Origin of the sequence: Pseudanabaena sp. lw0831, assembly GCF_016584665.1 — a bacterium.
Taxonomy (GTDB): domain Bacteria; phylum Cyanobacteriota; class Cyanobacteriia; order Pseudanabaenales; family Pseudanabaenaceae; genus Pseudanabaena.
In genome coordinates this window covers 22,711-49,107 of record NZ_BBJB01000063.1, presented here as the reverse complement: position 1 = coordinate 49,107, position 26,397 = coordinate 22,711, and the positions used below count along the sequence as shown (strand labels likewise).

General features: G+C 41.5%; 30 protein-coding genes and 1 pseudogene. 4 read left to right on the top strand and 27 right to left on the bottom strand.

The window, feature by feature from the left end:
• The 4 genes from APA_RS12625 to APA_RS12610 all read right to left on the bottom strand — a co-directional run.
• Window positions 1–380: type II toxin-antitoxin system VapC family toxin (locus APA_RS12625; RefSeq protein ID WP_201322622.1), on the bottom strand; the 380-nt coding region annotated here is incomplete at its 3' end.
• Between the two features lie 2 nt (window positions 381–382).
• Window positions 383–595: a transferase hexapeptide repeat containing protein gene (locus tag APA_RS12620; protein ID WP_201320611.1), complete on the bottom strand. Its 213-nt coding sequence runs from the start codon at window positions 593–595 to the stop codon at window positions 383–385.
• A gap of 159 nt (window positions 596–754) precedes the next feature.
• On the bottom strand, window positions 755–1,354 hold the full coding sequence (locus tag APA_RS12615) for a hypothetical protein (RefSeq protein WP_201322621.1): 600 nt from the start codon (window positions 1,352–1,354) through the stop codon (window positions 755–757).
• A 6-nt stretch (window positions 1,355–1,360) separates the two neighbouring features.
• On the bottom strand, window positions 1,361–2,806 hold the full coding sequence (locus APA_RS12610) for a DUF4365 domain-containing protein (protein WP_201322620.1): 1,446 nt from the start codon (window positions 2,804–2,806) through the stop codon (window positions 1,361–1,363).
• A gap of 29 nt (window positions 2,807–2,835) precedes the next feature.
• On the opposite strand from APA_RS12610, the gene APA_RS12605 reads away from it, so the two are divergent.
• Window positions 2,836–2,994, top strand: a complete 159-nt coding sequence (locus tag APA_RS12605; RefSeq protein WP_201322619.1) for a hypothetical protein — start codon at window positions 2,836–2,838, stop codon at window positions 2,992–2,994.
• A 136-nt stretch (window positions 2,995–3,130) separates the two neighbouring features.
• Here APA_RS12605 and APA_RS12600 read toward each other — a convergent pair whose 3' ends face one another.
• From APA_RS12600 to APA_RS12565, 8 genes are all read right to left on the bottom strand, one after another.
• Window positions 3,131–3,940 (bottom strand): CPBP family intramembrane glutamic endopeptidase, encoded by an 810-nt coding sequence (locus tag APA_RS12600; protein ID WP_201322618.1) that lies wholly within the window; start codon window positions 3,938–3,940, stop codon window positions 3,131–3,133.
• 45 nt (window positions 3,941–3,985) lie between these two features.
• The gene (gene mgtA, locus APA_RS12595) at window positions 3,986–6,652 is read right to left on the bottom strand and encodes a magnesium-translocating P-type ATPase (protein WP_201322617.1); all 2,667 of its coding nucleotides are present in this window, start codon (window positions 6,650–6,652) and stop codon (window positions 3,986–3,988) included.
• 58 nt (window positions 6,653–6,710) lie between these two features.
• Entirely contained in the window at window positions 6,711–7,532 is an 822-nt protein-coding gene (locus APA_RS12590; protein ID WP_201322616.1) for a CPBP family intramembrane glutamic endopeptidase, read from the bottom strand.
• Window positions 7,533–7,596: 64 nt separating this feature from the next.
• Entirely contained in the window at window positions 7,597–8,250 is a 654-nt protein-coding gene (locus APA_RS12585) for a DUF6064 family protein (protein WP_201322615.1), read from the bottom strand.
• A 2-nt stretch (window positions 8,251–8,252) separates the two neighbouring features.
• A complete protein-coding gene (locus tag APA_RS12580; RefSeq protein WP_201322614.1) occupies window positions 8,253–8,831 on the bottom strand; it encodes an NAD(P)H-dependent oxidoreductase in 579 nt (192 codons plus the stop codon).
• A 98-nt stretch (window positions 8,832–8,929) separates the two neighbouring features.
• Window positions 8,930–9,778 (bottom strand): DUF6544 family protein, encoded by an 849-nt coding sequence (locus APA_RS12575; protein WP_201322613.1) that lies wholly within the window; start codon window positions 9,776–9,778, stop codon window positions 8,930–8,932.
• Window positions 9,779–9,947: 169 nt separating this feature from the next.
• Window positions 9,948–10,634, bottom strand: a complete 687-nt coding sequence (locus APA_RS12570) for a hypothetical protein (protein WP_201322612.1) — start codon at window positions 10,632–10,634, stop codon at window positions 9,948–9,950.
• 70 nt (window positions 10,635–10,704) lie between these two features.
• The gene (locus tag APA_RS12565) at window positions 10,705–12,042 is read right to left on the bottom strand and encodes an alpha/beta fold hydrolase (RefSeq protein ID WP_236579560.1); all 1,338 of its coding nucleotides are present in this window, start codon (window positions 12,040–12,042) and stop codon (window positions 10,705–10,707) included.
• Window positions 12,043–12,335: 293 nt separating this feature from the next.
• Between APA_RS12565 and APA_RS12560 the strand changes: the two genes are divergently transcribed.
• Genes APA_RS12560 through APA_RS12550 form a run of 3 tightly spaced genes read left to right on the top strand, consistent with a single transcriptional unit; the run spans window position 12,336 to window position 15,709 of the window.
• Window positions 12,336–13,691 carry an efflux RND transporter periplasmic adaptor subunit gene (locus APA_RS12560; protein WP_201322611.1) on the top strand — a complete coding sequence of 452 codons (1,356 nt, stop codon included), beginning with the start codon at window positions 12,336–12,338 and terminating at the stop codon, window positions 13,689–13,691.
• A gap of 14 nt (window positions 13,692–13,705) precedes the next feature.
• Window positions 13,706–14,998: an ABC transporter permease gene (locus APA_RS12555; protein WP_201322610.1), complete on the top strand. Its 1,293-nt coding sequence runs from the start codon at window positions 13,706–13,708 to the stop codon at window positions 14,996–14,998.
• A 21-nt stretch (window positions 14,999–15,019) separates the two neighbouring features.
• Window positions 15,020–15,709, top strand: coding sequence for an ABC transporter ATP-binding protein (locus APA_RS12550; protein ID WP_305076304.1), 690 nt, complete (start codon window positions 15,020–15,022; stop codon window positions 15,707–15,709).
• A gap of 40 nt (window positions 15,710–15,749) precedes the next feature.
• Here APA_RS12550 and APA_RS12545 read toward each other — a convergent pair whose 3' ends face one another.
• From APA_RS12545 to APA_RS12480, 15 genes and pseudogenes are all read right to left on the bottom strand, one after another.
• The gene (locus tag APA_RS12545) at window positions 15,750–16,328 is read right to left on the bottom strand and encodes an NAD(P)H-dependent oxidoreductase (protein WP_201322609.1); all 579 of its coding nucleotides are present in this window, start codon (window positions 16,326–16,328) and stop codon (window positions 15,750–15,752) included.
• A 10-nt stretch (window positions 16,329–16,338) separates the two neighbouring features.
• Window positions 16,339–16,935, bottom strand: a complete 597-nt coding sequence (locus APA_RS12540; protein ID WP_201322608.1) for a DUF998 domain-containing protein — start codon at window positions 16,933–16,935, stop codon at window positions 16,339–16,341.
• Between the two features lie 79 nt (window positions 16,936–17,014).
• Entirely contained in the window at window positions 17,015–18,244 is a 1,230-nt protein-coding gene (locus APA_RS12535; RefSeq protein WP_236579559.1) for a serine hydrolase domain-containing protein, read from the bottom strand.
• A 57-nt stretch (window positions 18,245–18,301) separates the two neighbouring features.
• Entirely contained in the window at window positions 18,302–19,417 is a 1,116-nt protein-coding gene (locus APA_RS12530) for a nitroreductase (protein WP_201322607.1), read from the bottom strand.
• A 75-nt stretch (window positions 19,418–19,492) separates the two neighbouring features.
• On the bottom strand, window positions 19,493–20,023 hold the full coding sequence (locus tag APA_RS12525; RefSeq protein ID WP_236579557.1) for a DUF1772 domain-containing protein: 531 nt from the start codon (window positions 20,021–20,023) through the stop codon (window positions 19,493–19,495).
• A 70-nt stretch (window positions 20,024–20,093) separates the two neighbouring features.
• The gene (locus APA_RS12520) at window positions 20,094–20,363 is read right to left on the bottom strand and encodes a DUF6335 family protein (protein ID WP_201322606.1); all 270 of its coding nucleotides are present in this window, start codon (window positions 20,361–20,363) and stop codon (window positions 20,094–20,096) included.
• A gap of 99 nt (window positions 20,364–20,462) precedes the next feature.
• Window positions 20,463–21,266 carry a nuclear transport factor 2 family protein gene (locus APA_RS12515; RefSeq protein WP_201322605.1) on the bottom strand — a complete coding sequence of 268 codons (804 nt, stop codon included), beginning with the start codon at window positions 21,264–21,266 and terminating at the stop codon, window positions 20,463–20,465.
• An 82-nt stretch (window positions 21,267–21,348) separates the two neighbouring features.
• On the bottom strand, window positions 21,349–21,918 hold the full coding sequence (locus APA_RS12510) for a dihydrofolate reductase family protein (RefSeq protein ID WP_201322604.1): 570 nt from the start codon (window positions 21,916–21,918) through the stop codon (window positions 21,349–21,351).
• Window positions 21,919–21,990: 72 nt separating this feature from the next.
• Window positions 21,991–22,494, bottom strand: coding sequence for a DUF1579 family protein (locus APA_RS12505; RefSeq protein ID WP_201322603.1), 504 nt, complete (start codon window positions 22,492–22,494; stop codon window positions 21,991–21,993).
• 39 nt (window positions 22,495–22,533) lie between these two features.
• Window positions 22,534–22,881 carry a GFA family protein gene (locus APA_RS25795; RefSeq protein WP_374101359.1) on the bottom strand — a complete coding sequence of 116 codons (348 nt, stop codon included), beginning with the start codon at window positions 22,879–22,881 and terminating at the stop codon, window positions 22,534–22,536.
• A gap of 87 nt (window positions 22,882–22,968) precedes the next feature.
• Window positions 22,969–23,130 (bottom strand): annotated as a pseudogene (locus APA_RS25790) (DUF899 family protein); the annotation flags it as partial.
• A 16-nt stretch (window positions 23,131–23,146) separates the two neighbouring features.
• The gene (locus tag APA_RS12495; RefSeq protein WP_201322601.1) at window positions 23,147–23,818 is read right to left on the bottom strand and encodes a glutathione S-transferase; all 672 of its coding nucleotides are present in this window, start codon (window positions 23,816–23,818) and stop codon (window positions 23,147–23,149) included.
• Window positions 23,819–23,898: 80 nt separating this feature from the next.
• Complete coding sequence (locus APA_RS12490) at window positions 23,899–24,435, bottom strand: Dps family protein (protein ID WP_201322600.1); 537 nt, start codon at window positions 24,433–24,435, stop codon at window positions 23,899–23,901.
• Between the two features lie 100 nt (window positions 24,436–24,535).
• The gene (rd, locus tag APA_RS12485) at window positions 24,536–24,736 is read right to left on the bottom strand and encodes a rubredoxin (protein WP_201322599.1); all 201 of its coding nucleotides are present in this window, start codon (window positions 24,734–24,736) and stop codon (window positions 24,536–24,538) included.
• Window positions 24,737–24,830: 94 nt separating this feature from the next.
• Complete coding sequence (locus APA_RS12480; protein ID WP_201322598.1) at window positions 24,831–26,345, bottom strand: FAD-dependent oxidoreductase; 1,515 nt, start codon at window positions 26,343–26,345, stop codon at window positions 24,831–24,833.
• Between the last annotated feature and the right edge of the window lie 52 nt (window positions 26,346–26,397).

The following is a 26,397-nucleotide window of genomic DNA, read 5'->3' as shown; positions in this document are numbered from 1 at the left end:
CCAGTATTTCGGGTAAGTAATACCAAGTTGTTAGAAATGGCGATCGCTGCAATTCGCAAGTCCATTGTAGACACACGAACTTTCTGATTTCGCATCTCATCAAATATGGCGATCGCCTTAGCATCAAATGGTAGAACTGGAGCCTTTGCAAAACTGTTGAGAGTTTCTAACAACAGCGCATATCCACGAGCCATATCTGTATTTGTTTGGGCGCGATTGATGAAGCTATGAGCGCCAATTACTTGCTCATGAAAACTAATAACTGATAAAGCAAAGTCAGAGAGCGAATGTTGTGACATCCGCAAAGTTAATCGAATAAACTCTGAACTGGAACGGCGCTGAAGAAAACTGATGTGGTCGGTATCGAGCAAATATTTCACGATTATTTGTCAGTGTCATCAATAGGTTTGTCAGACTGCCGAAAAGCACGTCCATATTCTAGAGATTCAAGAAAAGCTGAGTCGTCAGAGATTGAGCCTACGAGACTATCGAGCCAATTGTCAGAGTTAGGATTACTTTCAAATTTATGTTGAAGATCGAATACTACTTGTTCAAGGTTTATCAAGCGTTGCTCAAATGTTGCTGTGTCTAGCATGGCTGCTCCTAGATTGAAAGTTATTACTCAGTTTAGTAGAGGAAGAACTTACTCTAGTCTAACTAAAAAATTGTATCTTTGTTCAAGTCAGTATCGGTATAAACAAAAATAAGGTGCGTCGCACTTCATTAATGCAGCAGACAAGATCGGCGATCGCACTTATTGAACAACAGAGCTAGATATACATGCTGTCTCTCTATCAAGGCAATTAGAGCAATGAATTTTCTTTAATTCTTTAATAGGCTCAATCCAATCTGGTGACTTGTTATCAACACAATAATTGAACTTTGAACAAATAACTCGCCTATCAGGATCTTCAGCATAATAGGTTTCTGGCAAAAAAGTATGTGTCCGATTTTGCTGTATTTCTAGATATTTACACCACTGAGATTTTTCTCTAGCAGTATCTCTCGTACAAAGTGCTTGTATTACTACATACTTTCTACGTTCCTCTGGAATTTTGTATGTTTCCATCAGATGATTTGTAAAATCCTGTATATCCTCCTCTGTATCTAGATCTAACGGATCATATTCATCAGACTGTTTCTGAAGTAGCACCATGCGAGCACTTTGAATACACGTAGAAAACAAGGTTTTTTCTGAGATAACTTGATTAGCAGTTTCTATATGGAGCCTGTATCCGAGTAACTTAGCTTTTCCTAAAACACCTTGAGCCAGTTTTTTCGCTGGCTCTAACTGCCCCATAATCTCAAATGCCTGAGCCATTATCAATTGAATACGAACTTCTCCCTCAAGCATATTGGCTTATTTGTAAATTTCTTGAGCCATTTTACACCAATCAAGAATTAGAAGCACTCTATCTTTAATAATTGACTGGTCAAAAGACAATTCTTCAAATTCTGCATAGGATATGTTAGAAATAAGCTCCATAAGGCTTATAAAAGCTTTAGTTGAAATCGCATCAGCCACAAAAATAGGATGATTAACTTTAATTGCATCTTGAATAAGAGCATCAGCCTCTTTATTCCATTCTTCAAATCGATTAAAAGCTGTTTTCAAATCAGATATCTGATCAATTAATGAAATAGGGACTGAACTTTCCTTTCTTGCACCAGCTTTCAATATTTCCGAGAAAATTTCTCGTACAGCATCAAATCCCATTACTTCAAGATATTTAACCCTTGCTCCGAGTTTTGAATTATCTGACGATTTCTCAGAAGAGACAATTTTGCTTTTGAGTTCTTGAATTTCTTGTAACGCTTCTTCATCGCGATCTATTTGAGAACGAATTTTGTTTGTGAGTCTCTGTAGTACAACCTCCATGTGTAGAATCTCATCGCCTTTAGCTTTAGCCTCAATCTCTTGAAAATACTGATCGTTTGTGATTATGCCAAGATTTTTTTGGCAAGCTAAATGAATTCCTTCTGCAAGTCTTTGATCTTCTTCTTTTAGCTTATTATTATTAGTATTAGTAATCATAGCATCGGCAACCAAACCTAAAGCAAGTTGATATCTACCAGTAGAATAATTTGCATAGGCACTTATCAGCTTAAATCTTGCATGAGCAGAAGCTTTCGGACTTATTAGTTTTAGCTTTTCAAGGACAGAATTAGAATATCCTGATGCAACTAAAGTCATACCAGCAGAACTTAATATCTTTTCAATCTCAACAGAATTTTCACTTTCAAGTGTGGATGGGTTGATAGAGACCGATATATTATCATTTGTGGGCGCATGTGCTAAGGCTTCCAACATTTCACGACGCAACTCTGCTTCTCGCTTAATCCTCTCATATATTTCTTGAATCGCTGCTTCATTAAGCTCTTTGAGAGGAATAGAAATTTTCCCCTGACTTCTCCAGTCAGAATCAATCATACTAAGGCGACGATTTTCATCAGTAGCCCATTCATAAAATAGTTTATCTACGTCTTCAACATAAAAAACGTACAATCCAAGAACCCCATTCAGTAAATAGTTGAAATTGCTTATGTCAATTGATGGAGAAGTAACAATTCCATCTAATCTTGCCTTCTTATGATGACTACTTTTAAGTTGAACTTGAGCACGCATGTTAGTGGAGCATCCGTCGATCAGAATCTCTAGAGAACCATCTACTCCAGCATCATCTGCTCGTTCATCTCGAAAGACAAACATCTTAACTGGTAAAATTTTTTGAAAGCTTATAATACTCTTTCTTTGTAATTGAGAATTACTGTCAGCTTTAGGCAATGGATTGCGGTTGTCGTTCATTTTAAGAAACAAGTGAATGAAATAATGAATTGCGAATAGAATCAAACTCCGCCCAAATTTCTGATGCCGATCGCTTTGGTTTGGATAGCGCAGTATTTAATCCTTTTCTTGAGATCATATCATTTCTGGATTGGGCATATACGGCTTCGGTACAGTTTACGCCGATCAATGTCGGTTCTCAGAAATAGTTAAGCGTCGTGATTTATGGGGCGATCGCTTCAACAATATATTTTCTAAAGGTTTGCAGTAGGCGATCGCATGACTTCCTGAATGAGTTGATTGAATTGATTGATTGCGGTACAAAACATGAAACTTGATGCCAAATCAGGTGTATCTATATTGAGCTAATGTCTTCGATCCCCATAGAAAGACAACAATAAAAGCAGCAATTGCCATTATTGAATAGTGAACTTCAGGATAATCAACCAATGGATTATGTATTCCATCCCTTGGGAACAAAAGTCTTCCGACATTCAACAAGGTGTGAAATAGGATGCAAGCAAATAAACTTTCCCCTGTGTTGTTGTAAATCCAAACAATTAGAACTCTCACGGCAACAGTACCAAGAGTTGCCCAAGCTATCCAAATAAAATTGTGTCCCTGTTGAATTATTGATGGATAATGCCATACTGCCCAAGGTATGCCCATAAGGATACTTGCGGATAAAGCGCCAAACTGTTCTTGCATAGGATCGATCGCATAACCCATATAGCCAGTTTCTTCCGCCACGGCTCCGATGAAAAATAGACAAAAAAGAAAAGGGATAGAAAGAAAAGGAATGGAAAAATCGATTGGAAGCGGCAATCCTATGAGGTGGATTATTATGTATATCAACAAATATATTAAAAATGGTAGCAAAGCGATCGGCAAGTACCATATCATTTTTGTGATTCTTGAAAAATCTAAAATTCTTTTAAACAGTTTGTTAGTACCAATAATTCCTTCTTCTTTGTAAACGAGAATATTAGCGGCAATCAATGGTGTAAATGCAGCTAATATGTCTGTTATAGGAATATCTAGCGGTAGCCCTTTTATATCAATTCTTGTTTCAATTATCCATAACGGAATAGACAGTCCATAAACAAGTAGAAAGAATTTTAATGGTGAGCGGTTTTCTGATTTGCTGTTATCCATTTTTTTATCCATTACAGCGCAATGCGCTGTAAATGTAAAACATTATTAGTTATATCCATATTTTTTGATGAACCAAGTTTTTACAAACTGAGTTAATACGCAGTAGCTAGTGAGGATAAGTGCTAACCAGACAAAATAAACGGCTGGCAAGGGAACGAATCCTAAACTGGATGCGATCGGGGAAAATGGTAAATATATGGCAATCCCCATTACAGCGGCAGTAATTGCTAACATGGGGAAAGCTGCTCGACTTTGAAAAAATGGAATCTTCGATGTACGGATTACATGGACAATTAGAGTCTGTGTCATTAGGCTTTCCACAAACCAACCTGTTTGAAACAAAGCTTGATTATCAATAGAATTTGCTCCAAACACAAACCACATTAGAGAATAGGTTGCATAATCAAAGATGGAACTAATGGGACCAATGAAGATCATAAATCGCTGGATATTGTCAATCTTCCACTTTGGTGGATTAGCTAGATCTTCTCGATCCACATCGTCAAAAGGAATACCTGTTTGAGAGAAATCGTAGAGAAGATTATTGATCAGGATTTGTACTGGTTGCATTGGCAAAAATGGCAATAGCGCACTCGCACCTAAGACGCTAAACATATTCCCAAAGTTAGAACTAGTCCCCATCCTGATGTATTTGATGATATTAGCAAAAGTTCTGCGACCTTCAGTTACTCCAGACTCTAAAATCAATAAGTTCTTTTCTAATAGAATGATATCAGCCGACTCCTTGGCAATATCCACCGCCGTGTCTACGGAGATACCCACATCTGCTTCTCTCAAAGCGGCGGCATCATTAATGCCATCTCCCATATATCCGACAACATTGCCTTTCTTGCGTAATACTTGAATCACTCTTGCTTTTTGGGTTGGAGAGACTTTTGCGAAAATAGTCGTAGTTGCGGCAACTTCGGCTAATTTATCATCTGATAAGGATTCAACATCGCTTCCTAACAAGATGTGATGGACAGGTAAACCCACATCTTTACATATTTTTCGAGTGATGATTTCATTATCGCCAGTGATAATTTTGACATCAACTCCATTGCGCTTTAAGGCTTTAATTGCTTCAGCAGCCGAATCTTTGGGCGGATCGAGAAAGGCGATATTGCCTAGTAGAATTAGATTGCTCTCATCAGCGATCGTATAATGCGATTGCTCTGGAGGCATTACTTTGTAGGCAACCGCAATCACCCTTAATCCATCACCGTTTAGTGCATGTTGCAAATTGCTAACTTTAGTATGGGCTGATTCATCCATTTGCACAACCTTGTCATCGACTTTGAGTTGAGTACAAACTTTGAGGATTTCCTCAACTGCACCTTTGCAAATCAGAACGTGCTGATTTCCCTTTTCCTCGACTACAACAGACATCCGACGACGCAGGAAGTCAAAAGGAATTTCATCAAATTTCTGATAGTTTTTCTCGATTTCTAAAGATTCAAGTTCTTGATTGTGATCGAGAACCGCGATATCTAATAAATTTTTTAAACCCGTCTGATAAAAACTATTGAGATAGGCATATTTTAAGACATCGGTACTTTCTTGACCGTAGGGATCTAAGTGTCTCTGCAAGACGATTTTATCTTGAGTGAGGGTTCCTGTTTTGTCAGTACAAAGGATATTCATCGATCCAAAGTCTTGAATTGCATCAATGTTTTTGACAATTACTTTTTTGTCAGACATCGCGATCGCCCCTTTCGCCAAATTTGCGGTGACAATCACAGGCAACATCTCTGGAGCTAGTCCCACCGCTACCGACAAAGCGAAGGTAAAAGCCTCAACCCAGTTCTTTTTAAATATTCCATTAATCACAAACACTAATGGAGCCATAACCAACATGAAGCGCATTAATAGCATGGTCACACCATTCACACCTTTATCAAAACTGGTGCGTGGTTTGCGTCCACTGATGGTTTTAGCTAATGAGGCAAGATAGGTTCGACTGCCAGTTTCGGCAACAACGGCGGTTCCAGACCCACTAACTACCGTTGTTCCCATAAAACAGAGATTGACTAACTCTAGGGGATTTTTCTCTTTGTCATCTGGAAGATCTACATGTTTCTCCGCAGGTAGCGACTCGCCTGTGAGAGTTGACTGACTGAGAAATAAATCTTTCGCCTCTATCAGTCTGACATCAGCAGGAATCATATCTCCTGCGGACAGAAAAACAATATCACCAGGGACTAGTAACTTTACCGCAATTTCTATTCCTGCGGTTATTCCCTTTTCTTCTTTAGATGCAGATTTTGATATTGCGTCTTTATTAGTATCCTTGCGGTTAACAGTAGCCGTTGCACTGACCATTTCGCGTAACTTTTCGGCAGCTTTATTTGATTTAAATTCCTGCGAAAAGCGCAACAACCCGCCAAAAATTACCATGATAAAAATGATTAGCGCGGCGATCGCACTTCCAGTAAATAGTGAAATCACTGCTAGAAGTATGAGTAAAAGCGAGAGGGGATTAGTCACCGTTTTCAACAGTTGTAAATACCATGCGATCGGTTTTTCGCGATCGATCTCGTTCAGTCCATATTTCTCTAATCGCTGCTTTGCTTCAGTCTCACTCAGCCCATCCAACTCAGTATCGAAGAGATGTAAAACTTCTTTGACGTCGCTCTGTGCAATACTCATCAACGCTTTGGCTGAATCAACTGAATGATTCTTTTCTGTTTTAGAATGATTGGATGTTTTCATAAATTTTCCGTTTTAAGTGTCATAAATCGACATGTTTGGATGAGTGATATCTTTTTAATTAATTTTGAAAATGTTGATTAACATATGAGGATTTCTTGCGACTATAGGCAATTCCTAAAATGACTGATACTATTAGCTCAACTGAAAAAACTAAAATTGCTTTCCAATCCAGATTTAGCTGCAAAGCTCCATTATTACCAATATATAGAGCTAATCCAATACATCCATTAAACCAAGCATGACTTAATACACAAAGGAATAAGTTGTTTGTGTATTTATAAAGGGTTGTAAAACTGGAAGTTAAAACTACTCCTGAGAATAAATACAATCCAAAGGGGAATGAACTTTGAGGTGAGCCTTTGATAAACCATAACGGCAAATGCCATAGACTCCATATAGTTCCTACCATCAAGATAGAGGGTAAATAATTAATTGCTTTTTCTAATTGAGGCTGCAAAATTCCCCGCCAACCTAATTCTTCTAGCCCACCTAAAAGAATGAGGAGTGGTAAATTAATAATAATCGAGAGAATTGAGATAGGTTTATTGATACCAAAAGCAATCCAAATCATCAATAATCGCCAAATTGTAAATAGTCCAAATATCTGCCATACTTTTTTATCAATTGTTTTGCCAAAGACAAACTTCCTAAAAGATGCTTCTCTAAAATTTTCCTTGAACTGTCGATAAATAATGTAGGAACTAATGACTGCTCCCCAACTGCCGATCGAGTAAGGTATCCAAAATAAAGGCTCACCATACCAAAGAGCATTAAAATATGTATTTCCAATGATTATAACTAGCCAAGATAGCCAAGTTATCGAGAAAGTGTAAAGTAGAAAAAATCCAATTTGCTCTAGCGATCGCTTTTTCTGTTTCATGTTTTTATTATGCTCATGATTTTCTAGATTTTATTTATGAAAGGTCAAGTTCCATTTTTGAAAATTAATTTACTTTTCCAACTAGCAGTCTATTATTTCTATAGATTAATAAGGAGGTTGTAATTAGACTTGCCACTAATAATCCCATATCTTCCAATATGCCGAATTGAAAGGCTGCCATAAAACTAATAACTGACCAGAAAAAAGGAATGACAAGAATTGTGAGCGAACATTTTTTACCATTTATTAGCAAAATACCAAAAGTGAAAATAGTTGTCGGACAAGGCAGACCAAAGGTGGGCGATGAAGGATAAATATGACCGAAAAAATATCCTAAAATCGGATAAATAATCAGTGCAAATAAAATCAAACCCATTCCTGTAATCCCAAATTTATCAAAATGGTATCGAAATGATAGTGTGTTTTGAAAAATGCCAAAAATCAAAAATAAAGCACCTTGAACAATGAACAATGCCCCAAATAAATAAGCTGCCTTATTTATTGCAGTGAAAAAAATAATGTGGTAGACAAATCCCATCCATATCCATAAAAATGAAAGAATAATACTGATGATTTTATTGGATTTTGAGTTAGGTTTTATTATCAAATAGATTGCAAAGACACTTATCAAACAAAACACAACCTGCATTGGAAAAACTTGCTGATTATAGTTTTTAAAAACTGCTAAAAATTGTTCAATCGTAAATGGCGGTTTCATTTTTATTTTTGCTCTTTCCCTAATTTTTCAACTTCAGCAAACCATTTTCTTCTTTTTACATCATCGGATGATTTTACAGGAGCGAATGAGGTGATTTTTACGGGTTTTATACCGCAAAATTCTAATACGCCAATTCTCATTGCATTGTGTCCAGCATTTATATTCATCAAAAAGTAATACCATTTAGGCGTATCCATTGTGACAATCATCCTTGCGGTTTTCCCGACCAATAATTTGTCCCAAAATGGAGAATTCTCACGGTATTTGAAGGCAAAATTAGGCACAAAAACTCGATCGACAAATCCTTTTAAAAGTGCAGGAAAAGTTGCCCACCAATTCGGGTAAACCAAAACTAAATGGTCTGCTGCTAGGATATCTTGTTGTATTTTTACCAAATCAGGTTCTAACTCGCTTACTTTTCTATATCCAAAAGTCAAAATGGGATTGAAATCCAAATCAATTAGATGCACCAATTTGCAATCTGCTCCAGATAAATCAGCACCTTTTTTATAACTTTCTGCGATCGCAAAACAGAAGCTTTCCTTGTCTGGGTGTCCATTGATAATGAGTACTTTTTTCATGGAATCACTCAGTTTATACGCTATTGCAAAAATCTAACCATGACAGGCGATCGCTTGATTTCCTGCTTGATTTGATTGATTACAACACAAAATATAATTTACAATGCAAACTCATAGCTAATCTTGGTGATTTTTCCCTTAAAATAGAGTCGAAGCCCTTCTGGATGTTCCCATCCAATTTCGCCATACAAAGGAATAAGCATCCCGCTCTGAAGTGAATATTCCCCAAATCGACCACTCCAAGGCATAGCGGTCGTCTTATCACGATAACGTTTCTCAGCCCGCAGACTAGAGATCAAGCCTTCAGGGTTAAACTGAAATACGACTGAAGCAGTTGTCTCTCCATCGGTCAAAGTGGCAAGAGCAGAATTATCATTAATTGCTTCCCAACTTACACCCTGACTGGGTAATAGAGAAGTAGGATACCAAACTGCCTCAGCAAAGAATCGCAATAATTCTCCTTGATTTAATTCGGGTGTATCGTACATATTTGCAAGGGTAAAAAGCCCCAATAATGATGCGTGTAAGTTGCCTACTCTCAACAAGTAAGTATCATGGACAAAGCCCTCCAGCTTTAGAGCCATCTGGATACGGGCATCCCAATCAAAACCTAGTCGGTGAGTGACCACTAATTGAGTGGCGATAAACTTGTTCCACTTATCCAGCTTTTCATTCATGTTGAAAAATCCTTGCTGCGAGAGTTCAACTTTTGATACGATTGCCTGTCCATCCTGAAGAACAGTCTTAAAATAACGTTGTACAGGCTCTGGTAAACCTGTAATCTCTTCTGGATCATAGGTTTTACGGTGAATTGATTGCTGTCCATTTATCATTTTGACTCGTAATTTGTCAGTTTCAACCCGCCAGCGATCGCGAGCATAAGTGAGAGCGATTCCAAAGCTAACTATGATTAAAACGCTAATAATTGCAATCGATTTAATCCACATGATACTTACCTATATTGGTTACTTCAGAATTTGATAGATGGTGATAATCGAAATGATCCCGAAAATAGTTGTATAGATAATCTTCTTGACCGTGACAGGAGATCGCATGACTTCATGAATAAGTTGATTGAATTGATTGAGAACGATATAAAATACAATCTGAAATGCCTTATTTTAGGGATCTGTGGAAGAAAATGCTAAGCAAAATTGTTGAAATAGGGAAAGCGAGAGACCATAACCCCAGTCCTGCAAATATAAGATATGGCTGGTCAAATGGAGCAACCAACACACCAAAGATTCCCACCGCGCCACTGACAATAAATAGCGATCGCATCCAAATCTCTAACTTTCCGCTAGTGAAAACAAAACTGATAAATATGGTTGCCAAACTTAGAAACCCATAGCCAAGAGTTTCTAGTGCAAAAAAAATGGAATGTAAGTTGGGCTGAGCGAGGATGCTTAATCCCTCCAGTGTGCCGCTTTGCAGGTTCAGGCGCACCACGAATAACTGGAGATAGTAATTGGTCGGAATAATGGCAGCATACACAATCGCAAATGCTAAACCGATTTGGCTAAAAATCTTCTTCGATGCAGGTGCGATCGCGTTGATACAAGCTATCAAGATAACCATAGTCGGAGCGAGGAAGAAGGCAGGGATGAAGCTTGTCATATCCAGAAAGTTGAAATTCTCTGCATAAGTTTGTATTCCATTCCATGCTTTGATAGGGAACATGAGAGAAGTCCCAATGGCAATCAAGACAAGTAAAATCGTAAATACACTTGCGAATATTGCCGACCAAAAGCCCAAAGCGATCGCTGTTTGTCGAGTTATGGGTATTTTGGATGTCGCGTTCATTTTTTAATCTCCATTTTTAATCTCCTAAGAGTTGTCGGTTCGATCGCTTCCGCATTGATTTCACGAGACCTCATGACGTGGCTGGAATATTCGTCAGAACCTGATTTACCATCACATCAATGAATTGGGCTGACTCATTTATCCAGGGGCTGTGACCTGAATGTTCAAACCAAATCAATTCTTTATGGGGCGCAGTGAGGAGATTAAAATACTCCTCGGTCAGCTTAGGCGGTGCATTGACATCGTGGCGACCAATCAGAAAATAGACTGGCACTTCAAGGCGCTTCGCCTGCTTGCGAAAGTCCACACCCCACAATTGCTGGTAAACAATTCCGAAAGTGTCCAGCACTCCTCGGACAAAATTTACTTTGTCGTACAATCCATACTCGGAACCTGCAAGGTCTTGAAACGTGTTGAACCCTGCATTGGCGATCGCAGGATTCGCATTCATGTAATTGAATGTTTCCGTGAGGTAGGTCGCGCTTTTCATTGCAACATCGTTGCCGTAATAAGGCGGCGAACCCTGTTGCTTAAGTTGTTCTACTTTCTTTGTATCTCCGCGTTCCTGTGCCAAACGCAGAGCAAAGTCATAGCAAATCAGATCGTTTTCAAGAAATGCCACCATCTGCCCCGTGCCAATAAAAGCATGAAACAATTCTGGGTAGCGTTGCACCACCATGATGCCAAGGGCGCTACCCCACGACTCACCCAATACATAAACTTTTTCTTTGCCAAAGCGTTGCCGCAGATTCAAGACCAGTTCGTGGGCATCGGTGATGTAGCGATCGGGTGTCAACTTGGAACGGTCTACCGCATCGAAAGATTTGCCTGACCCTGGTTGCTCCCAGTTGACGACAACAAAGCGATCTTCCAATCCCGCCAGTGCGCGTCGCTCACTGACAAGTTGGCTACCACCAGGACCACCCGCCAGAAAAAGCAACACTGGATTGCGCGAATCCTTGCCGCGAATCGTGATCCATTCTTCGGAACCGCCGAGTTTCACTTTTTCTAGTACCGCAATGCTGTTGGAAATGGGTTTGCCGTTGGCATCGACAATGGGCGGTGTAGATGCGAATACTTGTGAGGCGAAAATGGCGAGGAGGGCGATCGCCACAAACCCTGCAAGCTCGGCAAGAACAACGCGCACGGTAAAGCCAAGTCGAAACACCGCTATCAAAAGGGCGACTTCTGCCATTGCAAACAGAATTAGAATCGATGCGGGAACGGTGGTGCTAACGGGCAATAATGCGACTGGGATAATAGCTAAAGCGATCAGGATAAATACTAGAATTCGTAGCACTATAAGTGCGATCGCTTTCACAATGTGGAGTTTGGATAACCGATTGGGCTTGCGAATCGGAGTATGCAGGATTTGACCCATGATAAATCTCACTATTTGGACAAACACTACCGTTTCTTGACTCGCCCTACAGATTCTTTAACTTGAGGTGAGTCAATATACTCGATTGAATCCATTTGACTCTAACAAGAGATCGCTTGATCTAATGAGTGATTTGATTGAATAGGAGATAAAACGTAATTGATGATTAGAAAAGTCTTCACTTTTTGCTTTTGATTATTAAGATTAAGTACATTCCTATACAACTAAGGGAACTCAAACGTTTGCATATGCATCACCTTAGTATTCTATTTTTCATGTTGCCTCAGATTCGTCTAAATTCTGGTCAACACCTATTCCCTATGCAAAAAACAGAAGTATTATCCGCGATCGCACCTACAACAATCCCTGTAGCACTCCCAGCAAAACCGCAGGAATTACACAAGCTAAAACTGAATCATTGGTTACTTGTCTTACTCATATTGATTCCTATTGGGGGAATTAGCTATTTGGTTTATAACCAAGTGGTTACAGTGCCTCAACAGCAAGCAAAGAATAAGATTCAAACAGCGCCCGTCGAGCGGAGTAACCTTACAATTTTAGTTTCGGCAAATGGAACTGTGCAACCACAGCAATCGGTAAATGTGAGTCCAAAAACATCAGGGATTTTGAAGCAATTACTGGTTAAAGAAGGTGATGCTGTCAAAGAAGGACAGATCCTTGCTTATATGGATGATACGAATCTTCAGGGACAATTACTTCAGGCGCAAGGGAATCTGGCGGCGGCGGAAGCAAATCTGCAAAAAGTAATTGGTGGCAATCGTCAACAAGCCACTGCTCAGGCGAACGCCAAATTAGAGGATTCTGAATTTGCCCTGCGCTTAGCTGAAAACGATCTACAGCGCAATCAGTCGTTGAATCGGGAAGGAGCTATTTCTAAACAGGCTTACGATACGGCGCTAACAACTCGCGATCGCGCCCAAGCACAGGTCAAACAAGATCTCGAAGCGCTCGATCTTTCACAAGCAGGAGCGCAACAGGAAGACATCAATGAAGCCCGCGCTCAAGTAATGGCGGCACAAGGAGCGTTGGGAGTTATTCAGGCAAACATTGATGACATGGTGCTAAGAGCGCCTTTTAATGGCACGATTGGGCGTAAATTTGCTGACCCAGGAGCTTTTGTTACGCCCACAACTTCAGGTAGCGCCGTTACTTCTGCAACTTCATCTTCTATTTTGTCACTTGCATCTACAAACGAGATTGTGGCTCAGGTCGCTGAAGCAAATATTTCCCAAATCCGTCTGGACTTAGAGGCGACAATTCAAGTAGATGCCTATTCTGATAAAACCTTTATTGGGAAAGTAACCCAAATCGCTACTCAGTCCGATGTGACTCAGAATGTGACCAGTTTTCAAGTAAAAACATCGGTTCCCGATCCTGAAGGTTTATTGCGATCGGGAATGAATGTAAACGTGCAGTTTAAAGCTGGAGAGTTGACGAATGTGCTGGTGGTTCCTACTGGAGCGATCGTCGAGCAGAATGGCGCTCAGGGAGTGTTTGTCGCTAATGATAAAGGTGGTTCAGCTTTCGTGCCAATTACAGTCGGGACAACGGTGAATGATAAAACCGAAGTGAAATCTGGTTTAACTGGAACCGAACGGGTTTTACTCAGCTTTCCACCAGGAACTCGAAAGGTTTCGACCCCTAATGGCGGTTAAGGAGGCTTCTCTCTATGCAAAAATCTCAATCAAAATCTCAATCATCCAAGCGATCGCTTCGCAAGCATAAAGTCTCTTTCAGTCAAATTCTGATCATGTCCGTCGAAACCTTGTGGGGTAACAAACTGCGGACTGGGTTAACCATGTTGGGCGTGATTATTGGCATTGCCTCGGTGATTGCCATTACTTCCATCGGACAAGGGGTACAGAAGCAAACTGAACTCACAATTCAGGAACTCGGAACCAACGTAATGCTAGTCCAAGCAGGAGCGGCTAGAACAGGTGGTATTAGCCAAGGTGATGGTTCGGCTAGTACGCTCACATGGGAAGACGCTAAAGCGATCGCCAAGCAAGTCCCAGCCGCTAAATTGGTTACGGCATACTTACAGCGTGGCTCCATTCAGGTGGTGCGCGGCAATACCAATATCTCTACCATCCTAGTCGGAGCAGATTTGAATCTTCCAGCGATCAGAAACATTCAAGTCCAAGAAGGACTCTATTTTAATCAGTCAGATTTGGATGCCGCTAAACCAGTGGCGTTTCTGGGTTCCACAGTGAGAGAGAAATTATTTAAATCGGGTGAAAAGGTAATTGGCGCAGATTTACGGATTAGCGGCAAGCGTTACACCGTAGTCGGAGTAGCCGAATCGAAGGGAACGATGGGTGGGCAAAGCATGGATGATGTGATTTATATTCCTTTGACCAATATGTCTGCCCAAATTGTTGGAAACAATGCCTTAACGGGTGTGGCAATCAATGGATTTTGGGTAGAAGCGAGCGATCCCGATCAACTCAACTCTGCTCAATTTCAGGTGACAAATATTTTACGGCTGCGACATCGCATTCGTCCGCCTACTCTTGATGATTTTGTAATTACAAATCTGGTGGATATTATTAGCACCTTCACCAGTGTGATGGGTTATTTGACTTTGATGGTGGGAGCGATCGCAGGTATTTCTCTGGTAGTGGGAGGCATTGGCATTGCCAATATCATGCTGGTTTCGGTGATGGAACGAACGCGAGAAATCGGGATTCGTAAAGCTGTAGGCGCAACTGGCAGAGATATTTTGAGGCAGTTTTTAACCGAATCAATCCTCATCTCCACTATCGGCGGCGTAATTGGCGTAGGGTTTGGCGTGGGATTAGCACTTGGAGCAGCAACCATATTCAACTTTCCGTTTATTGTACCGTTGTGGTCAATTGGGACAGGGTTCACCCTCTCATTAATCGTTGGTGTTTTGGCAGGTGGAATCCCTGCAAGGAATGCAGCGAAATTAGACCCGATCGCCGCCCTTCACAATGAGTAATTACGATGGGAGTAAATCACTATGGCAACTATGATCGAGATCGAAAGCCTTACCAAGACCTTTCACTTGGGAGAACTAGATGTACCAGTGCTTAAGGGAATTAATTTTTCAGTGAAAAATGGCGAATATGTTGCCATTATGGGTGCTTCAGGTTCAGGAAAATCAACCCTGATGAATATCATTGGCTGCTTAGATCGTCCCAGTAGCGGATCGTACATTCTAGACGGGCGAGACCTGACCACCCTAGATGATGATGAGCTTGCCGATATTCGCAATCAGTACATTGGCTTCGTGTTTCAACAATTCAATCTCCTACCAAGGTTGACTGCCCTAGAAAATGTAATGTTGCCAATGATTTATGCTGATGTATCGAGAACAGAACGAATAGAATCGGCAACGGAAGCTTTAGAGAAAATGGGATTAGGCGATCGCCTAAATAATCGCCCTAGTCAACTTTCGGGAGGACAACAACAACGTGTGGCGATCGCCCGTGCATTGGTAAATCATCCTGCTTTAGTATTGGCAGATGAACCCACGGGAGCTTTGGACTCCAAAACTTCCCATGAGATTATGGCTCTGTTAACCGAATTAAATCAAAATGGTACGACAATTGCGATCGTTACCCATGATGCGGGAGTGGCAGCACAGACCAAGCGGATCATTAATATGCAAGATGGTGCGATCGTGGAAACAGCGAAAATTGGGAAGTAATGCGATCGTACTTTTTGATTTAAAATATTCATCTTCTATCTTATTTCTGCTCTTTTCCTAGTTCTTCAACTTCAGCCAACCATTTTCTTCTTTTCACTCCATCAGATGATTTTACAGGAGCAAATGAGATGATTTTTACGGGTTTTATACCGCAGAATTCTAATACGCCAATTCTCATTGCATTGTGTCCAGCATTTTTATTCATCAAGAAGTAATACCATTTTGGGGTGTCCATTGTGACAATCATCCTTGCAGTTTTTCCTGCCAATAACTTGTCCCAAAATGGAGAATTTTTACGGTATTTGAAGGCAAAGCCAGGTACAAAAACTCTATCAATAAATCCTTTTAAAAGCGCAGGAAAAGTTGCCCACCAATTCGGATAAACCAAAACCAAATGGCCTGCTGCTAAGATTTCTTGTTGCATTTTTACTAGATCGGGTTCTAACTCGCTTATTTCTCTGTATCCAAAAGTCAAAATGGGATTGAAATCTAAATCAATTAGATGCACCAATTTACAATCTGCTCCAGATGAATCAGCGCCTTTTTTGTAGCCTTCTGCGAGGGCAAAACAGAAACTTTCCTTGTCGGGATGTCCGTTGATAATGAGTATTTTTTTCATTGTTTTATCTTTAAATTATTGTTTTATTCATAAAATAACCGCCCAAGCCAGTTATCCATAGCACAATAGGATAAACAAGCCATCTTTCTGTTCCACCCAGACCGATAAATGGAACAATAATATTAGGGGCAACCACAACAGCACACCATGTCATTAATGATATAGCTCCAAAGAAAATTCCGATAAACTTAAATGGTGCAGAAACAATTTTAAAAGACATAATCGCTGATACCCCACCTGATATGAAAGTGAGCAAAGAGAATATTCCGTGATACGGGACTTTATCACCAGAAAAGAAGCCAATACCCACTAGACCTAACCCAAATAGACTAAGTGGAATAGTGAAAAGTATTTTTTTGAAATATCTATGCTGATAAAATGTTGCCATCAAAGCCAATAAGCCAGATAACAGCATGGTGATATTAAAAATGCTAGCGGATGGTTGATAGATTAAGCTGTTGGGTGGTTTTGTTGCACCAAGATCGCTTATTTCGTTGCTAAAAGTTGTGTATCCAGATGGATAAAATACTTCAGCAGTGATAATGCCCATTAAGGCAAATGAACCAGCAAGAAAGAATAATAAACCAGAAAGTCTTAATTTATTCATAATAGGTTAGTTCACTTAATTTATTTCCTTATAAACCAGTCCACAGGTCGTCCTAATTAAACAAGTTCGGGATAATTTTTTAGATAATCGGCGTTGCCGAATACAAAGCTTTTCTAATCGCTACATCTCGCGGGTCGCCCGTCATTGTTGTGCCTATTCGGTTGGGGATATATCCATAGCCGATTTGCGCTTGCGGGTCGGCAAAGCCGAGTGAACCGCCCGCGCCTGGCGAGCCAAATGAACCAAGATTTCCGAACGACCAATTCGGGCAGCTTTTCATAAAGCCTAGCGAAAACTCTACTTCGCCCTTCATACATTCATCGTAAAAACCTTGTGCGGCGGGAATTGCCGATGCGGTCAACTCCTGCAAAGTTTCCTCGCGCAGCCCCAGTTCCTTTCCTCCAGTGGCGAAAACGCTGTAGGCTTGCGCGATCGCTCGCGCCGTCCCAACACCACTGCCCGATGGCACTTCGAGATTGCGGGTGTAGATGCGCTGCTCGTCGTGCGGCAGAGCCGAACCCGGATTGACCATCAACGCCCGATACAAAGGCGATCGATGATTCCAAACTGCGAGCGTCATCCTTAGCGGGAATCCGAACAGCATTTCGGAAGGCGAGGGGTTAATGAGCGGCGCGAGTCTCGAATCGGGGATTGCTTCTGGTAGATTGATGTAAAAATCCAGCCCCAAAGGTGTGGCTATTTCGTCGTGAAAAAACTGTCCAAGACTGCGATGCTCCGGATCAATGCGTCGGAGCAACTCGCTTTCGTAAAAGCCGAGCGTAATGGCGTGATAAGCCTGCCGCGTTCCCGGCTCCCACTCAGGTTTCTGACGCGCCATAACTTCCGCCAAACGGTCAAGATCGGCGACTATGTTTTTATCAACTGGCTCGTCGAAAGCGAACAGTCCTGCTTGGTGCGCCAGAAGTTGTCGGACGGTAATTTTTTCCTTTCCGTTTTGGGCAAACTCCGCCCAGTATCTAGATACCAGCGCGTCATAATCGAGCCAGCCCCGCGAATGGGCGATCGCTAGAGTCATCGCCGACAAACCTTTGGTCGTCGAATAAACTAGAGCCATCGTGTCTTTTCCCCAAAGCTCGCCTGTCGCCACGTTTCGCACGCCGCCCCACAAATCGACCACTTTTTCGCCTTTGTGATACACGCAGCAAGCCGCGCCCACCTCGCGCCGCTTGGAGAAATTCTCGGCGAACGCCTCGCGCACCGCTTCAAAACCTTCCTTCACAATTCCGTGAATTTCGACCGAAGATTCGGCTGACATCGCATCGTTATTGTTTCTTGTTAGTGTTTTCATTTCAACTCCTTTCTTTTCAAAAACTTTCTCATTCCCCAAAACGTTAGTAGATTTGTTTTAGCTCCTCAGAAACCACTCAACAGGTCGTCTTAATGAAACCGACGGTGGATAATTTTTCAAATAACCGGCCCGCAAAATAAACTGAATATTTTCGCCGATTCCGATTGATTTATTGAGCATTTCATTCGTTGCTGGCTCCTCCAAAATCTGAGTCATTGGATGAATGGCAATGTTCTTTTCTCGCACTTTAAGAAAAAGCCGTTGCATTCTGCGACCAGTTTCTAGCAATGTCGCTACTGAATTATCTCTGCTAGTGATGAGAATCCAACCTGCTGACTCCGATACTTGCTGTTTAACTTTGTTAAGCCCCACTTCTCGAAAATCCTTTTTCATCACATTTTCTTTGTCATAAAAGTTCCGCACTACCCAACCAGAGAACCCTTCAATTTCCATGCTTGCCGTTGTCAGCCCGTCGCGATACTTATCAGCATCCTTAGTGGAAAACCTGATCCAGTCCGCGAGTTCCTGCTGTGCTGGGTCTCGATAAGTTTGTAGGCGATTAGCGACCATGGTTTGTTCGTTGATAAATTGACCTTCTTTGCTAATAGTAGGTAGATAGTGAATAAATTCTGGTTCTGAATTAGTAAGATATTGGAGATCTTCTGTTTTTAGCTCATCATTTAAGAAATTGGAACGCACAGTGCGGCGATCTTTGATTTTAGAGATATCAAATGGATTTTTCGATTCAATTTTATTTAATTTAACTTTGACTACCTGTTCATCCTGATTGGTTTTGGCAAGTAAAGTCCAGTGGCAGATATAGCCCATAGAGCTAGCTGCATATTCCAGATTTTGAATGAACGCTCCAATTGATAAAATCGTTTCCCGCTGAGTTGGGTCAACGGCTGGTAGCCACTTACTTTTATCGTTACCGATAATCCAGTTATAGGGTTCGAGGTATTGGACAAACCAAGGCTGAGTGTTGTGACCACTGGGTGCGAGGGATGCGAGATGTAGAATCTCGTTTTCATCTGGTTTGAAAGTTGCATTGTTAGAGTTTATCAATTTCAAATCCTTCCTTAAAAGATTACTTCTATCGCTTAATAAATAACTTGTAACTAAAGTTGCAATGATTGAGCCGCCAGCAATACCAATAAATTTCGTTCTATTCATAAGGTTCAGATCTAGTTAACTAAATACAATCCAAGCGATCGCGAAGGCAAATTCGGTATCTGTGCTAGAACAACCTTACCTTTGCGATCGCAAAACAGCTCGATCAAGTAATGTGTTTCTCATTAAATCTCTCTCTTCTGTTGTTTTTACAAGTACAGAAATTACAAGAAAACTTAGTCCCATAATTTTGATTAAGGCATTAGCTGCGTGGGCATATTCCCATCGATCGCGATACTGCATCCAGTTTGATGGAATGGGAAAAGTTAACCATTTAGCAAATTCAGCATTCATTGGCGCGATAAATATAATCCAACTTACAAACGCGATCGCTAAGAGCATTGCTCCGCCAAATGTCCAGTAGAATGTTGAACCATGTTTGCGAATTAGAAATACGAGAATAATTGCGGTCAAAATAGCAGCCATTTCAAAGACTGCACCGACTGTACCAAACAACTTATAAATATTCTCAATCACTGTCACTCTCACCCAAAGTTGCTGGTCAAACTGCATTCTTTGCGGTAACTCTAGTAAATGTGTCATCGACAAACTTAGACTAAACGCAGCCAGCATCAGCGTAATGAATCGCCAAACTCGGATGAATATCATTTTGTTTTGTCTGATATAAAATTATTTGAGACAGCGATCGTTCGCGAAGCAAGTTTATAGATGCCGAGATTCAATCGGGGTTGTTGCGTCCAGCCGATGCAGAATCTAATTCCCAGCGATTGCGATCGCGCTTTAGGAGCATTTCTTCGGTGTCAATGGGAGTATTATCATTTACCACAATCCCCACCGCTTCCGCTAATTCTTCCGTGTCATTTTGGCTGGGAACTGCGGTGCTACCGCCAACGGCTTCATCACCATTCACTTCTGCTCGATATGCATCATTCTCAGCGTCGTCGGCTGAATCTGCACCTGTTAGCGAATTTGGTTGTGGGTTTGTCATATATTTTCTCTAGTAAATTTAAGAATTTATTTATTTGCGATCGCTACATCTGTTAAGCGATCGCTGCTACTCTGCATTTTATTCGGGGTTCACGAGGTGCTACGGTTTAAGATTAAGCGAGGCTTTGCCTGTCTCTGGGTCGAAAGGTACTGATTGATGCTCATGAATAATCGTCCACTTGTCATCAATCTTCTCAAAGCAAATAGTTGCCCGTACCCACATTTCAACATTTCCTCCCTCTATTAATGTTCCGCTTACACGATAAAGGTAATGACAGAAAGCCAACTCATCGCTCGACTTGATGCTCAAGTCTCGAACTTCATAGCCGATCGAGCTTTGGAATGAAGAGAGCCACCTTTCAACTCGTTCTCTAATCATATCCACTCCTATACGGTGCAGTGGATTTATGACATCGAACGACAAAATATTCGGCGCGTGGTTGGATAAAAGCGCGTTAACATTCTTATCTCGCACTGCTTGAACGCGCTCATTGATTATCGCACTGATTACAGTTTCACCCGTCTCTTCTTGGTTTGCACTTTGAGTTTCTTCTCCAAAGTAGACTTGAACTTCCTTAAGCTTGTCTCCCTCAAATCGAAACCACTCTGTATTCCGAAACTTTTTACCTGCTTTAGTTTCACATTCATAACGAACAAAGGCTTCGTCGCCGCTTTCAAAAAGCTTCTCGATTTGAAAAGTACGAATGATCTCACTGTTCGGCCAACATCTCTTGAAATACGCTTGACGATCGATGCGATCGTCAAGCGGACTTGTGAAAGTGAAGTCATCACTCAGCAGATCCTCAATCATTTGTCGATCTTTTAATTCGTAAGCAGAAAAGCACCTACGAGCAAGATCAGAGATGCTTATTTGATCATTTGCTCTGCCATTTTCAGTTGTCATAATTGCTCCTATATTTGATTTGATGTTTTAACTAAACGTATTGAGATCGCTGCATCTGTTAAGCGATACTCCTGTCTATCAGCTATCTCAGATATGTATTGACCACAATCCCGCAGTTGTAGGATTGCGAACGGTTTAGTCTCAAACTTAAAGTTTTATCTTCCAATTTGCCGAATAACGTCATTCCACGACCGATTGCCGTCGGGATGATGAAAAAATTGTATTCATCAATCAGATTTTCCTTAATCAAAGACGACACAAAGTCCGCGCCGCCATAGACGAGAATGTCTTTACCTGTCTGATTTTTGAGGCGATTCACTTCTTCTACAAGATCGCCTTTTGCCAGCATCGTGTTTGCCCAAGGAGATTCATTGAGTGTTTTTGTAAAAACAACTTTCGGGGTATCAAGCATTTTTTTTGCGAACTCATATTCAGGGCTTTCAGGATTTTCCACTGCTTTTGTCCAGTAGTTGGCGAACTCATCGGTCATTTTTCTGCCCATTAAGATAATGTCAGATGAATCAATTAATTCGTTTACGCAGTTATTCACCTCATCGTCCCAATCTTCCAACTTCATCCAGTCCAATTCACCGTTTGGTCTTGCCACAAAACTGTCAACGGTTATGTTCATTTGCAATTTTAATTTTCTCATTTGAATTCCTCTAGGTTTAAGTGAACGTTTTAACTATGCGTGGTGCGATCGAGAAGCGAGTGACCCATATTCCTACTTGACCTTAGTCACCTTCAAATCACACAAGGGCAAACAATTCTCCTCATCGGATTTTTTCCAATCCCAATGGGTCGTCATCGTATTACCGTCATCGCTAAATTCAAATGTGGCGCGTTGTAATTCTCCAATATACGTCCAAACATTGTCACGGACAGACACTTGATAAGTCGGCGAATTGCCTGAATTATCGAAAAAGCGCGAGCAGTATGTCTGACTCGAAGCATCATAGCCAATGACTTCCATACCCTTAAACTCTGCATCACCGACATGCCCATCCCAGCGGTGAACCAGAAAAAAACCGTCCAAAAGCAACTCGAAGGTCTCCAATGATGTCATTTTGACGGATGAGACTTTCAAGCTTTCCTTAGAATTTCCTTCTGCATAAGACTGTCCTTCAGTATTCCATTTGCCGACCCATACGCCCAATTGCTTGTGTTCGACACTGGGTAAGGACATCTCTGGAGACTGGTTTTTAGTTTCGATTGTTTTTTGTGGCATTTTATATCTCCTTTTGATTTTTTGATTACGGCATTTGATTCAAGCAGAGCGTCCATCGAACTGTTTTACGGGAACGGACGACAGATCGAAGTCTTCAAGGCATCGGATATTGACCGCAGCCATTGCATTGCCGATTGGATCGCTGCCTTCTCCATAGGGATGGATGCCGCAGTTTGAACAGAAGCGATGCTTGATAACGTGCTTGTTGAATAGATACGTGCTTGCATCCTGCTCTGGAGTGAGTAAACGCAGCTTGTCCCGTGGAACGAACCAGAGAAGCGACCCTTTGCGTGAGCAGATTGAGCAGTTGCAAGACATTGCTTCGGTGACTTCACCTTCGACTTCAAAGGCAACCTTGCCACAATGACAACTTCCTTTATATTTCATGTGCTTTCTCCTTAAATTGAAAAACGCTTGTTTCCGAGGCATTGCTAAGCTAATTTTTGCGGATCGTGTATAACTCAACTGAGTATGAAAATCTCCTCGTCCTTCGGGAGTGAGATCGAGCATATTCCAGAACGAGTCGAGGGAATCGTTATGGCGATATTCCTGTCCAGATTCTGGGGGCATATAGAGTAGTTCTGAACCCCAAAAGTGATAGATTACTTCGCCATCGCGTCGGAACACATTGAGCATGAGAATATCCCAAACTTCAACTCAAAAGATCGTATGTACCACCACGCTTTAGTGCTTGCTGGTAAGCAGGACGGCTATGAATGCGATTCAAGAATGCCATAAGTTTTGGACGACTTGCGTTCAGTCCAGCTCGTGCTACCGATGCCTCCAGTGGGAAACTGATTTGGATATCGGCTGCGGTAAATTCATTGCCAGCAAACCATGTGCTTTTTCCAATCTCCGCCTCCATATAATCTAGGTGACGTGCAATCTGAGGTTCAATAAACGAACTTTTGACGCGATTTGTGATTGACCGAGCGATCGGGCGCACAAAAAAGGGCATTGGATTCTTTTCAATTTGATCGAAGATAAGCTTCAGTAATAGTGGTGGCATAGCAGAACCTTCTGCATAATGCAGCCAGTAGGTGTAACGCAGATGTTCTGGCGTGTCTGGAGCAGGAACCAATCTTCCGTTGCCGTAGCGATTGACTAGATACTCGATAATGGCTCCAGATTCGGCAAGAGTCAGTTCCCCATCGGTAATGACAGGTGATTTACCGAGTGGATGTACCTCACGTAGAGATGTGGGAGCCAACATAGTTTTTGGGTCACGTTCGTAGCACTTGATTTCGTATGAGAGTCCAAGTTCTTCTAGCAGCCAAAGCACACGTTGAGAGCGAGAGTTGTTTAAGTGGTGAACTGTTATCATCGAATTACCCTCCTAGTATATTCATTGACAAAGAAGGGGTAATTCATGAATTACCCCTTCTTTGTCAATATTGTAGTTTCTTAAACTCCTACCATCTTTTTATTAGCCTCTGGCTTTGCACCATTGGATTCTAGGGCTTCACCTTCAACAAAAGAGCGTAGCATCCATGAGATTTGTTCATGCTGCTCCATCAAACCAGTGAGAAAGTCGGCGGTTCCATCATCTTTGAACTTGTCGCTACATTTCTCAATATGTTCACGCAAGTTCCGCACAACCTGTTCATGATCTTCTAGCAGTTGCGATACCATACCCGTTGCTGTCGGGATTTTGCCAGCATGTTCTTTGAGAGAACAGATTTTGAGAAACCCTTCCATGGTTCCTACAGGATATCCACCGAGGGTTCTAATCCGTTCGGCGATCGCATCGACATTAATCGTGAGAGCTTCATAATGCGCTTGCCATAGTTTGTGCAAGGTCATGAATTGAGGACCAACTACATCCCAATGGTATTTTTTGGTTTTGACTAGCAGCAAATAGCTGTCGGCAAGGTCGTTGTTGAGAAGATCGATCACACCTTGGCGTTGGGTATCGGTTAGTCCAATATTGATTGTCTGCATGAGTAAATCTCCTTGAATTATAGTAATAGCATTCATTTTGGAAGTCTTACTAGCTTTAACAAGAGGCTTAAGCTCCTTGTTAAAGCTAGCCTAATAAGAACTAGACGACTGGTTCCATTAATGGAACATCTGTTGCTGCTGCATCTTCTGGCTCAAAGTCAGACTTTGGGGTTCCACATTTGGGACAAACCCAATCATCGGGCAAAGCGCCAAATGGAGTGCCAGGTTCAATACCTGAGTCTGGATCGCCGACTGCGGGATCGTAGACATATCCACAGGTTTTACAGATATACTTTTGCATTTTTGACTCCAAGTTCCTAAATATAAAAATGCTTTTAGAAGCGGATAATGAGCAGCGCAATGCGCCGCTCATTATGCTCACCACCAAGGTGAATTTAGCTAACGACTTGCTCCAAGTCCTTGACAGCAGGTCCCTGAATTACTTTGCCGTCGCAGCTATATCTTGCACCGTGGCAAGCACAATCCCAACTTTTTTCCGCGCTGTTCCAACTGACGATACAAGCGAGGTGAGTGCATGTCGCTGAAACAGCGTGGACAGTTCCCTGCTCATCGCGGTAAGCAGCGACCTTCTCATTATCAATGGTCAGTAGTTTGCCTTCGCCTGTAGCAACCTCGCTAAAGGAAGAAGATAATAAACCTTTAAAGCGATCGCCGATCCAACGAGTTACCACATCAGCTTCTTGTTTGACCGATTCCGCTGTTACAAATGGAGTCGCACGCAGTGAATCATACAACTCTGTATAGGGATTATCTTTTCCGAGAATCAAGTCAGTCAGGATCATGCCAGACATGGTTCCCTTTGACATTCCCCAGAGACTAAATCCTGTGGCAACATAAATGTGTTTATTGAATGGAGTTAAATTACCGATATAGGGTAACTTGTCGAACGACACCATATCTTGGTTTGACCATCGATACGCAAACGATTCAATGTTGAAGCGATCGCGAGCATAAGATTCTAGTTTTTGATAACACTCTTCAGTATTAGTAACTGTGCCAACTTTATGACCTTCACCGCCAACTAATAGGAGTAGTCCATCCTCATAGGGAGTAGTACGAATCGAATGAGAAGATTCGCCACTGCCGATATACATTCCTACGGGAGCGTTCGAGGGATCGATTTTTGCGCCCACGATGTAGGAGCGTTCGGGATAGGTTTTGGCGAAGAAAAGTCCTTGGTTGAGAATCGGTAGATTTGTTGCGACAATTACATCATGAGCCGTAATTACACCCAAATCAGTAACAACGTAACAGGAATCACCTTCATCAACTTTCTGAACTCTGGTGTTCTCAAATAAATAGCTGCCATCGCCAGTAATATTTTTAGCAAGATGTAGCAAATATTTGCGAACATGAAACTGAGCTTGGTTATCAAGCTTGATTGCTCCCGCGATCGCAAATGGCAGTGAAGTTTCTGTAACAAAGGTCGCGGGAAGTCCAAGTTTAAGAGCGGCTTCCACTTCATCTTTAACTTGTTCTAGCTCACTATCTGGCTCAGCAAAAGTGTAAGAGCTTTGACGGCTAAAGTCACAATCAATCTGCTCTTCAGCGACAAATGTGGCAACTTGCTCAACTCCAGCTAGATTTGATTCTGCATAAAGTTTTGCTTTTTGTTCTCCGATTTGCTTAATTAAATCAGCATAAATCAATTGGTGTAATGCTGTAACTTTAGCAGTTGTATGACCACTCACACCTGCGGCAACTAGTCTAGACTCAATCACCGCGACGGTTTTTCCAGCGCGCTTTAGCAATGTCGCTGCGGTCAGTCCGACAATACCGCCGCCAATAATTGCCACATCCACTGTGACCCGATCCTCAAGGGAGGGATAAGTGGTTGTAGGGGTAGAATCAATCCAAAAGGAGGCATGTTTTCCAGATAGATTTGTCATGTCGAGTTAAAAAAAATCAAGTAAAAATATTATGTAAATCTCATAGAATATC